The organism is Paenibacillus oenotherae (genome assembly GCF_019443105.1).
GTDB lineage: Bacteria > Bacillota > Bacilli > Paenibacillales > Paenibacillaceae > Paenibacillus_Z > Paenibacillus_Z oenotherae.
This window is the reverse complement of the sequence record NZ_JAHZIJ010000001.1, coordinates 736,948-749,734: the sequence shown is the minus strand read 5'-3', so window position 1 is coordinate 749,734 and position 12,787 is coordinate 736,948. Positions and strand designations below refer to the sequence as shown.

1 protein-coding gene is annotated in these 12,787 nt (G+C 58.4%); it reads left to right on the top strand.

Annotated elements, in window-relative coordinates:
- Positions 1 to 2 precede the first annotated feature (2 nt).
- Entirely contained in the window at positions 3 to 12,758 is a 12,756-nt protein-coding gene (locus tag K0T92_RS03485) for a non-ribosomal peptide synthetase (RefSeq protein WP_219871000.1), read from the top strand.
- Positions 12,759 to 12,787 lie beyond the last annotated feature (29 nt).

Here is a 12,787-nt window from a genome sequence, read left to right as displayed (position 1 = left end):
CAATGATTGATAAATACTCGCAACAAATGCTGCTGTCCAGTGGCCGCTACGAGAAAGAAAAGCAATACTGGGCGCAAAAGCTGCATGACGGCTCCGGCATGAGCGAGTTTCCGCGCGTTATCGCGCGCGGAGGCTCGGCCTCAGCCGATAAGCCGAGCGGGAACAACTTGAATCCAGACTATGAGGTATATACCGGCACGTTGGACGCTGCCGTAACCGGCAAGCTGATGAACGCCGCGAGATCGGGCCATGCCATGTTTATGCTGCTGCTCTCCGGTGTCAGCTATTTGATGCACCGCTACACTTCGGGGGACGATGCCCGGATCGGAGTTCCGGTGTTCAAGCAAAGCAAGGACGCCTCGGAGCTGATCAATACGCTGCTGGTCATTCGGACTGAATATGCGGCGAGCCATGGCTTTCGCCAGTGGGCAGGCGTTGTCCGGCAAGCTGTAACAGAGGCGAACGAAAATCAGAATGTGCCCTTCCTGGCACTGGCTCAGTACGCGCAAATTGCCATAGCTGAGGATGGGACGGCAGAGGTGCCGACGATGGTAATGCTGGAAGGCGTTCATGATGCGAGCTATGTGGCCCATATCCGCTCCAGCCTGTCCTTTGTGTTCACCCTGGACGGCGATCGTGTCGATGTCGCCATCCGCTATGATGCCAACCGGTACAGCGATGCCTCGATCGCTTCGCTAGCCTATCATCTGGAGAGCGTATTGCGCGCTATCGAATGTCCGGATGAACCGCTCGCCTCTCTCGGCCTGCTGGCTCCAGAGGAACGTACCCTTCTGCTGGAAACGTTCAACAACACAGCCCGCAGCCTGCCGCAGGGAGAGACGCTTCACGGGCTGTTCGAGGCGCAGGTTCGCAGATCGCCGGAGCAGCCGGCTGTACGGCTGGGAGCGGAGATGCTGACGTATCGCGAGCTGAACGCGCGCGCCAATCGGCTGGCACGCACGCTTCGCGCTCGCGGGGCAGCGCCCGATACAGTCGTTGCAGTCGTTGCTGAACGCTCGACGGCTATGATTGTGGCGCTGCTCGCCGTTATGAAGGCGGGGGCTGCCTATCTGCCTGTCGATCCGGCCTATCCCGAGGAACGGATCGCGTATCTGCTGGAGGACAGCCGCGCAGGCCTGGTGCTGGCGCAGGGGGGCCATCAGACAGCTGCCCAGACAGCCACCGAGACAGCTATTCAGGCAGCTGTCCAAGCAGGAAAAGCTTATATCGATCTGGATGATGAAGCCTCTTATGATGAGGACGATTCCGATCCGGATTTCGTTGCGGGTTCGCATCATTTGGCATATATCATTTATACCTCCGGCACGACCGGATTGCCCAAAGGCGTTATGGTGGAGCACCGCGGGGCCGTCAACTCCATTCAATGGCGCGCTGCGGAATATGCGCTGACAGAGCAGGATGTTGTGCTGCAGCTGTTCTCCTTCTCCTTCGACGGCTTTGTGACCAGCTTCTTCACCCCTATCGTCTGCGGGGCGACCGTCCAGCTGCTGACCGAGGACGAGTCCAAGGATCCGCTGGCGATCAGAAGGCATATTGCCGCTTGCGGCGTGACGCATTTTATTTGTGTGCCGAGTCTGTACGGCGCTGTAATCGAAGGGATGCCGCCGCAAGAGGCGCGGTCGCTCCGAATCGTGACAGTGGCGGGCGAGAGGATAACGGATTCGCTGATCGCCCGAAGCAAGACGCTTGCACCGCAAGCGGAGCTGGTCAACGAATACGGCCCTACAGAAACGAGTGTCGTGGCTACCTTTTGCCGCAATTTGCGCAGTGAGGAGCCAGTAACCATCGGCGGTCCGATTGCGAACACGCGCATCTACATTGTCAATGAACATATGCAGCTCATGCCCGCAGGTGTTCCCGGCGAGCTGTGTGTAGCCGGAGCCGGACTGGCAAGGGGCTATTGGATGAGGCCGGAGCTGACGGCGGACAAATTCGTTGCCTGTCCGTTCGAGCCGGGACAGAGGATGTACCGCACAGGCGACATGGCCCGCTGGCTGCCGGATGGCACGATCGATTATATGGACCGGATCGACCATCAGGTCAAAATCCGCGGCTACCGCATCGAGCTTGGCGAGATTGAGGCCGCTATTCTGCGGCTGCAGACCGTCAAGGAAGCAGTCGTCATCGCAGGCGACGATGCCCACGGAGGGAAGATGCTGTGCGCGTATATTACCGCCGATGACGAAACGGCGCTTATCGATGTCAGGGAGCGGCTCGTATCCGAGCTTCCTGCCTATATGGTGCCGAGGCATATCATTCAGCTGGAGCGCATGCCGCGTCTGCCCAATGGCAAGCTGGACCGCAAGGCGCTGCCGGAGCCGGATGAAACGACGCTTGGAGCTCAAGAAGCAGCATACGAAGCGCCTTCGGATGAAACGGAGGAGCGGCTGTGTGCGATCTGGCAGGAGCTGCTGGGTGCTCAGCGAATCGGCATCAGGGATCATTTTTTCAATCGGGGCGGCCATTCACTAACAGCAATGATGCTGCTATCGCAAATACATAAAGCATTCGGCGTCGAGGTTCCGCTTCGCGTCGTATTCGAATCACCGACTGTAGCGGATATCGCGTCCTATATCAGGGAGCAAGGCGATGGGCAAGGCAGCGCATTCGCGGCGATGGAGCCGGTACCCGCAAGACCCTACTATCCGGTTTCATCCGCACAGAAACGGATGTTCGTCGTCAGCTCTCTGGAAGGCTCCGGTACAAGCTATAATTTGCCGGGTGTCATGATGGTCGAGGGAGAGCTGGACGTTGCGCGGCTGCGGGAAGCTTTCCGCCAATTAGTCGCGCGGCACGAGACGCTGCGCACCTCCTTCGCATCGGTGGAGGGAGAGCCTGTTCAGTTCGTGGAGAAGGACATCGCATTCGATGTTCCCTATTCGGAATCGCTTGGTGCATCGGAATCGGAAGTGGATGCGCTGGCGGACGCGTTCGTCCGTCCGTTCGATCTACAGCAGGCGCCGCTGTTCCGGGCGGAAATGGTGAAGCTTGGCGCAGGCAGGCATTTGCTTCTCTATGATATGCACCACATCATTTCTGACGGGGTGTCCGCAGGCATACTCGTACGGGAATTAGTGGCGCTCTATCAAGGCGACGAGCTGGCGCCGCTGCGCGTGCAATACAAGGATTATGCGGTATGGCAGCAGGAGCGCCTCGGCTCCGAGGTGATGCAGCGGCAGGAGCAGTATTGGCTGAACCGGTTCTCCGGATCGCTGCCGGTGCTGGATTTGCCGTCTGACTTTCCGCGCCCGACGGTGCAAAGCTTCGAGGGCGGCGTCATGTCGCGGCAAGCAAGCCGCTTGCTGCTGGACCGGCTTCAAACGCTCGCGAAGGGAACAGGCACAACGCTCTACATGGTGCTGCTTGCAGCCTATAACGTCATGCTGGCCAAATATTCGGGCAAGGAAGATGTCGTTGTCGGTTCTCCGACAGCAGGCCGCCAGCATGCCGATACCGAACCGATGATCGGCATGTTCGTTGGAACGCTGGCGCTGCGCAATCGGCCGGAGGGCGGCAGAATGTTCACCGATTTCCTGCAGGAAGTGAAGGAAACTACGCTTGAGGCGTTCGAGAATGGCGGATATCCGTTCGAATCGCTGATCGAGAAGCTGAAGCTGCAGCGGGACATCAGCCGCAATCCGCTGTTTGATACGATGTTTATTCTCCAGAATATGAATCTGGATTCGCCGGAGCTGCCTGGGCTGAGCTTCGCTCCAGTGGCATCGGAATCCCGCGTGTCCAAGTTCGATCTATCGTTTCAGGCGATGGAAGCGGAGGAAGGACTGCTGCTTAGCGTGGAATACAGCTCGGCTCTGTATCGTGAGGATACGATTGAGCGGCTGATCGGCCATTATATTCAAATCTTGCATGTAATTGCGGATGAACCGGCTGTTCAGATCCGGGATATCGCGATGATTACGGAAGACGAGCAGGAGCAGATCGTGGCTCTCTTCAATGACACGCGAACGGATTATCCGCGGGATGCCTCTATTGCCGCACTGTTCCGGCAGCAGGCGGAGCTTGCGCCGAATCATCCCGCTCTTACGCACCGCGGACGGACGCTGACCTATCGCGAGCTTGATTCCCGCGCTAATGCTTTGGCGCATGCGCTGCAGGAGCGGGGAATCCGCATCGGCGATGCTGTAGGCATCTATGCGGAACGGTCGCTTGAACTCGTAGTCGGCATTATGGGGATTCTGAAGGCGGGCGCTGCATTTGTGACCATCGACCCTTCCTTCCCCGAGGAGCGGTTGCGGCATATGCTGGAGGATAGCGCGGCTACAGTTTGCCTGAAGTTCGAGGCAGAGCCGCCTGCTGGCCTGGGAGTTTCCTGGCTTGATCTGGGCGATGAGTCGCTTGCAGCCGGAGAAGCTGCTGACCCGGGACTCGATATTGCGCCGAATGATCTCGCTTATTATATGTACACATCCGGCTCGACCGGCAAGCCGAAGGGGGTCATGGTGGAGCAGCGCAACGTCATCCGCCTTGTGAAGGAGACGAATTACGTCAGCTTCGATGCGGACGACCGCTTGTTGCTCACGGGCTCTGTCAGCTTCGATGCTATCATCTATGAAATATTCGGCGTGCTGTTGAACGGATTGACCCTCCATGTCGTGGACAAGGACGTTCTGCTGAACGCGGACATGCTTGCCGATTATATCCGCGACCATAAGATTACGCAGCTGTGGCTGACTACTTCGCTGTTCAACGGGCTGTCGGAGTATCGACCGGAGATGTTCGCTGGCATAAGGCAGCTCATTGTCGGCGGGGAGGCTCTTTCGCCGAGCCATGTTAACCGGGTGCGCCGCAGCTGTGGCGACATCATTATTAATGGCTACGGTCCTACCGAGAATACGACGTTCTCGCTTACCTATCCGGTTGTTTGCGATTATGACGCGCCGATTCCAATCGGACGTCCTGTCAGCAATTCTACTGTATATGTGGTCGATGAAGCGGGATACTTGCAGCCAATCGGCGTACCGGGCGAGCTTGTTGTCGGCGGGGATGGCGTCAGCAGAGGATATGCGAATCTGCCGGAAATGACGGCGGAGAAATTCGTGGAGAATCCTTTCGCTCCGGGGGAGAGAATGTACAAAACCGGCGATCTCGGCCGCTGGCGTCATGACGGCACCATCGAATATTTGGGCCGGATCGACCAGCAGGTCAAAATTCGCGGCTACCGGATCGAGCTTGGAGAGATCGAAGCGGCGATTCTGCAGCAGCCAGGCATCAAGGAAGTCTGTGTTCTTGCCAAAGAGGACCGCAGCGGGCAAAAGACGCTGTGCGCTTACTATGTCTGTGATGCTGCGCAGGAGGAGACGGGACTGCGTCACGCTCTGGCGCGCGAGCTGCCCTCCTACATGATTCCGCAATATTTTACCGGGATGGACCGGCTCCCACTGACGACCAATGGCAAAATAGACCGCCGTGCGCTGCCGGAGCCGGATTGGACGGCAATGTCCCAAGGGGCGGAGTATACAGCTCCCCGTACAGACACGGAAAAGGAACTCGCAGCGATATGGGCCGATGTGCTGGGCGTGGAAGCTGTCGGCGTGTACGACGATTTCTTTGCGCTTGGGGGCCATTCGTTGAAGGCTATGACGCTGATTGCCCGGATGAAGGGGCAGTTCAGTGTGGATGTGCCGCTGCGCAAGCTGTTCGAGTCGCCGACGGTGGAGGCGCTTGCCGCCTATATCGAGGTTGCGGAGGAAGCTGGAGCGGAGACGATTGAGCCTGCCCCGGAGCAGGAGTATTATCCGCTGTCGCCTGCGCAGAAACGGCTGTTCGTTCTTAGCCGGTTCGAGGGAGCTGGCATCAGCTATAATCTGCCTCGCATCATGACAATTGAGGGAGCGCTCGACAAGGAGCGCCTTCAGCAAGCCTTCCTTGGGCTGATAGCTCGTCATGAAGCGCTGCGCACCTCCTTCAGCCTCGTTGACAGCGAGCCTGTTCAGCGTATTGTGCCGCTAGAGGACATCGCATTTGCGATTGATCTGCGCAAAGCGGCTGAAGAGGAAGTGGCGGACATGGTGGACGCTTTTATTCGCCCCTTCCAGCTGGAGCAAGCGCCGCTGCTCAGGGTGGAGTTGATCCAGCTGTCGGCTGAGAGGCATGTGCTGCTGTGCGATATGCACCACATTATCGCAGATGGCGTATCGATGAGCATTTTCATGAAGGAATTCGTGGAGCTGTACGAGGGCGCTGAGCTGACGCCGCTGCGCATTCAATACAAGGATTACGCGGTATGGCTGAACAGTGAAGCCGGACTGGCCGCGATGGGCCGCAAGGAAGCCTTCTGGCTGGATGCCTTCGCCGAGGAAGTGCCGCTGCTGGCGCTCCCGACCGATTACCCGCGTCCGGCAGTTCAGAGCTTCAAGGGAGCGACCTTTGCGGTAGGATCGGGCAGCGGGCTGAAGGCGGCCTTGAATGAAGCCGCGGCAGCGAGCGGTGCTACCCTGTTCATGGTGCTGCTGGCCGCTTACAACGTGCTGCTTCATAAATACAGCGGACAGGATGATATCGTCGTGGGTACGCCGGTTGCCGGACGGACGCATTCGGAGGTAACACCCGTCATCGGGATGTTCGTGAACACCCTTGCACTGAGAGGACGGCCAGAGCGGACGAAGACGTTCCGGCAGCTGTTGGACGAAGTGAAAACAACGACGCTGGGTGCGTTCGACAATCAGAGCTATCCGTTCGATTCGCTGGTGGAGAAGCTGAATCTGCCGCGTGACCTGAGCCGCAATCCGCTGTTCGATACAATGTTCAGCCTGCAAAATATCGATATGGATGCCGGAGAGATGACAGGACTTAATATCGAGCCGTTCCAGTTCGAAGGCGGCGCGGCCAAATTCGACCTGTCGCTGGAAGCGACGGAAACGGAAGAGGAGCTGGTCATCAGCTTCGAGTACGGCACGGCACTGTTCCACCACGATACAGTAAGCCGGATGGCGCAGCATTACTTGAATATTTTGCGCGAGATTGCCGACAATCCCGATACACTGCTCTCCGAGATCGAGCTGCTGACACCGGAAGAGAAGACGCGTGTTGCAGAGAGTTTCAATGCTACGGCTGCTGATTACCCGGCAGATGCGACGCTGCATGGCATGATTGAAGCACAAGCGGCAAGGACGCCAGAGGCGGTGGCAGTCATTGACGGCAGCCGCAGGCTGACGTACGGCGAGCTCAATACAGGGGCGAACCGGCTTGCGGCAAGGCTTCGCGCCAGAGGCGTGGGACCTGACCGAATTGTGCCGCTCATGCTGGAGCGCGCGTCCGAGATGATCATCGGCATTCTGGCGATTCAGAAGGCGGGCGGTGCTTATCTGCCGATTGACCCCGAGTTCCCGGAGGATCGGATTGCGTACATGCTGGAGGATTCGGAGGCTAACTGGCTGCTGACGCAAACGAAGTTTGTGGCGAAGGCGCGCGGACTGTTCGGCGGGGATCTGATCGATCTGGACGATCCAGCCGTGTATGCGGATGGTAACGGCGCCAATCTGCCCCCTATCGCCGGGCCCCGCAATCTGGCTTATGTGATCTACACTTCGGGCTCTACGGGACAGCCCAAAGGTGTCATGATCGAGCATCGTGCAGCGGTCAACCGGATTCATTGGATGGATCGGGCGTATCCGCTGGGAGCGTCTGACGTTATTTTGCAGAAGACGCCTTATACGTTCGATGTTTCGGTCTGGGAGCTGTTCTGGTTCGGCTTTGCGGGAGCGAAGATGTGCTTCCTGAAGCCGGGCGGCGAGAAGAATCCGGAGGAAATCGTGGAGGAAATTCAGCGCAGCGGCGTAACGACGATGCACTTCGTTCCTTCTATGCTGAGCATATTCCTCGATTATATAGAAGGCTCTCCGCAGAGGGAGCGAATTACCAGCCTGCGGCATGTGTTCGCCAGCGGAGAGGCGCTGCAGCTTGCCCAGGTGAAGCGGTTCAATGCCGAGATCTACAGCCGCTGCGGGGCGAAGCTGATTAATCTGTATGGACCGACCGAGGCTGCGGTAGACGTCTCGTTCTATGATTGCTCAGCGAATGAGGCTGCTGGCAGCGTGCCGATCGGGAAGCCGATTGACAATATTCAGCTGTATGTGCTGGATGAGGCTTTCCGTCTGCAGCCGATCGGCGTACCGGGAGAGCTATGCATAGCAGGCACGGGTCTGGCTCGCGGCTATGTCAATAAGCCCGAACTGACCGCAGAGAAATTTGTAGATAATCCGTACACGGCCGGGACGAAAATGTACCGCACCGGCGACCTCGCCCGCTGGCTGCCGGACGGTAATATTGAATATCTCGGACGGCTGGACTTTCAAGTCAAAATCCGCGGCTACCGGATCGAGCTGGGCGAGATCGAAACGGTGCTGCTGAAGCATGAGGCCATTCGTGAAACAGTCGTCGTCGCTCTTCCGGACGAGGCGGGCGGGCACTTCCTGTGTGCATACTTTACAGCTGACGCATCGCTTCATGTGACAGCGCTTCGCGAGCATCTCGGGGGCGATCTGCCGTCTTATATGATTCCGTCGCAGTTCGTTCAACTGGAGGGCATGCCGCTGTCGCCGAATGGCAAAATCAACCGGAAGGCGCTGCCCAAGCCGGATGGCATGCTGGCAACGGGCACACCGTATGTCGCGCCGCGCACGCCTACAGAGGAGCGCCTCGCCGCGATCTGGCAGGAAACGCTGGGTGCCGGAGAGATCGGCATGCTGGACAGCTTCTTCACGCTCGGCGGGCACTCGCTCAAGGCGATGACGCTCATTGCCGCGATGCACAAGAGCTGCGGGGTAGAGTTGCCGCTGCGGCTGCTGTTCGAGACGCCGACGATTGAAGCGGCTGCCCGATATATCGATGAGCAGGGACGGGGCGTGTATCAGTCCATTGTCCCTGCGGCAGAGCAGGAGCTGTATGCCGTATCCTCCGCTCAGAAACGGATGTATCTTCTGGATTTGTTCGAAGGAGAAGGCAAGGGACTCGCCTACAACATGCCGTCGGCCGTTATTCTGGAAGGCCGCATGGATGCGGGAAGGTTCGAGAAGGCGCTGCAAGCGCTTGTTGCCCGTCATGAGGTGCTGCGAACCTCGTTCCACCGTGTGAACGGCGAACCGATGCAGCGCGTGCATGAAACGGCGGCATTCACCTTGGAGCAGCTTGAGGCGGACTCAGAGGATCATGCGGGACAATTGCTCGAAGAATGGTTCCAGCCGTTCGATCTGGCATCAGCGCCGCTGCTGCGGGCTGTGTTGATCCGTATTGCGGATCACAGACATCTGTTCGCGCATGATACGCACCATATCATTTCTGACGGGGTGTCAGGTTCTATCTTCATGGAGGAGCTGATCGCCCTGTATGAAGGGGAGCCGCTTCCGGAGAGAACGCTGCACTACAAGGATTTTGCATTATGGCAGAACGAGTGGATGGCTGGCGAAGCCTTCCTCCGGCAAGAGCAGTTTTGGCTGGGCAAGCTGGGCGATGGAGACCTTCCGGTGCTTGAGCTGCCAGCAGATTATCAGCGTCCGGCAGTGAAGAGCTTCGCAGGTGCGGTAGTTGACTTCGAGGCCGATCCAGGGCTGGCTGCTGGGCTGGAAGCATTGGCGAGAGATGCCGGAGCTACTCTGTACATGGTGCTGCTGGCCGCCTACAAGGTGCTGCTGCACAAATACAGCGGACAGGAGGACGTCATCGTCGGCTCGCCGATTGCCGGCCGCTCGCATGCCGATACTGCGGGGATGCTGGGCATGTTCGTCAATTCGCTGGCAATCCGCAGCTCGCTTGACGCGGACCGCTCCTTCAAGGAAACTGTGTCGGAAGTGAAGAGCAATGCACTCGCTGCGATGGAGAAAGGGGATTACCCATTCGAGCTGCTTGTCGAGAAGCTCCAGCTGACTCGCGATTTGAGCCGCAATCCTGTGTTCGATACTGTGCTCGTTTGGCAAAACGGGGATTCACCGGACAGTGCCGATACCGCTGGCGCGAATGCTGCGAGCCTGAGCTCCGCCGCTAATGAGAATGACCTGAATGTCATGCCGTTCGGACAGGAGCACAGCATCGCGAAGTTCGATATTTCCTTGATTGCTGCGCCAAGCGGCGAAGGAAGCCTCCGTCTCAGCCTGGAATACTGCACGGACTTGTTCCGGGAGGAAACCATCCGCCGTATGTCGCAGCATTTCCTTCGCATTCTGGAGGAGGCCGTACAAGCGCCGGAGAGAGCGATCGGTCTGATTGCGCTGATGACGGAGACGGAGCAGGCGGAGCTGACGAGGTTTAACGACACGGGACGCGAGCTTGCCGGCTCCAGCCTGCTGCACGGGCTGTTCCAGGAGCAGGCAGAGCGGCTGCCGGAGCAGCCGGCAATCGTACAGGGCAAAGCAACGCTCACTTACGGGCAGCTGAACGCGAAGACGAATCAGTTGGCGCGCAAGATTCGCAGCCTCGGTGTCGGCAGTGGCGATATCGTTGCTGTCGTGGCCGACCGGACACCGGAAATGGTGATCGGCATGATCGGCATTATGAAGGCCGGAGCCGCTTACCTGCCTATCGATCCGGATTATCCGGGCGAACGGATTCATTATTTGCTGGAGGACAGCAGCACATCGCTCTTGGTCGCAAGAGGGAGCGGGCTGCCGGAGCCGCTCCGTGCATTTGGCGGGAGGGTGCTGAATCTGGAGGACGGCAGCAGCTACGCGGCCGATGACTCCAAGCCGGATTGGAACGTCGAGCCTGGCGATCCCGCTTATATCATCTACACCTCCGGAACGACGGGCAAGCCCAAGGGTGTTGTGGTCGAGCACGGCAGCATCAGCAATACGGTGAAGTGGCGGCGGGACGAGTTCGCATTCGGCCCTCATGACAGAGCACTTCAGGTGATCTCGTTTGCATTCGACGCCTCTGTACTGAGTCTGTTCACGCCGCTGGCCTCCGGTGCCGCCAGCTATATAGCGCCATTGGAGGAAGCGAAGGATCCGGTTGCGTTGAGGCGGATTGTCGCTGATTACGGAATCACGCATCTGACGAGCGTGCCGAATTTGTTCAGCACGATTATCCATCTGCTGGAGCCTCACGAGGCGGCGTCCCTCAGGAGCGTCATCCTCGGCGGTGAGCCGCTCCCAAGCGGCCTGGCCGCGGCGGCGAAGAGCAAGAATGCGGCGGTTGAGCTGGTGAACGAGTACGGACCGACGGAGGGCAGTGTCACCTCTACCTTTATGCGCGGCATTGAACCGGAGAGCAGCATTACGATCGGCGGTCCGATCGCCAATATGCAGGTATTCATCGTGAACGAACGGCTTCAATTGCAGCCTGTCGGAGTGAGAGGCGAGCTCTGTATTGCGGGCGCCGGTCTGGCGCGAGGGTATTGGAACCAGCCGGAGCTGACGGCGGAGAAGTTCGTGCCGTGTCCGTTCCTGCCGGGCGAGCGCATGTATCGCACTGGCGATGCTGCACGCTGGCTGCCTGGCGGCATGATTGAATACGCCGGACGGATCGACCAGCAGGTGAAGGTGCGCGGCTACCGGATCGAGCTGTCCGAGATCGAGGCTGTGCTGCTCCGGGCACCGGGCATTCGCGAGGCGACTGTACAGGCCCTGGATGATGCGCAAGGGCATAAGTTCTTGTGCGCTTATGTCGCAGCAGATAACGAAGAAGCGATCAGAGCGGTCAAGGCAAGCGCAGCAGATGAGCTGCCTGCCTACATGCTGCCGGCGCATTTCGTGGCATTGCCCAAGCTGCCGGTCACGCCGAACGGCAAGATCGATACGAGAGCGCTGCCGATGCCGGATATGAATGTGGTCCGCGCGGAATATGCAGCGCCGCGCAATGATGAGGAGACCCGGCTCGTTGCCATTTGGGAGGAGCTGCTTGGGGTGATACCTGTCGGCATCCACGACAACTTCTTCGAGATCGGCGGCAACTCGCTGAAGGCGACAATACTGACAGCGCAAATTTTCGAGAAGCTCAGTGTCGAGATACCGTTCATTACGATATTCCAGCATCCGACAATCGCGGAGCTGACAAGCTTCATTGCCCGTCATCGCATCGAGCGGAGCGGGGATCGCCCTGTAACGCTGCTTAACCGCCCGGCTTCAGTGAAGCGGACGATCTTCTGTTTCCCGCCTGTAGCAGGCTATGGCTTCGTTTATCAGGAGCTGGCTGTATTGCTGGAGGAAGCGGGCGTTGCAGTGTACGGCTTTGACTTTATTCAAGACGATGACCGCATCCAGAAGTATGTTGATCATATCCGGACGCTTCAGCCGGAAGGGCCTTATCGGCTTCTGGGGTACTCGGCAGGGGGCAATCTCGCCTTCGGCATTGCCCGGGAGCTCGAAGCGGCGGGCTGCCATGTATCCGATCTGATTATGCTGGATGCGGAGCCCAAGAAGAAGACGACCAATCAGACTGCGCAGCAGATGCAGGACGAGGTCGGCAAGATGATTGAGGAGGAAGGCGCCGGAGCGCAATATGGCGTCTACCTGCAGAATGAAACGGTGCGCAATACGATCGCCAACCATATGATCGGTTATGTTGCTTTCCTGAACGAGCTCGACAACAAGGGCAAGGTCGGGGCCGATATCCATTTCATTGAATCGGAAGGCAAAGGCTTGAATCTGCTTCAGCGGCAGTTGAGCTGGAGCAAGCATACGACCGGAAAGCAAATCAAATACAAGGGCGCCGGACCGCATGAGGATATGCTGGAGCCAGCGCATCTGAAGGCGAACGCAGAATTGATCCGGGGACTGCTGTGTTGACCGGGAAAGGAGAAACATCTTGATTAAGC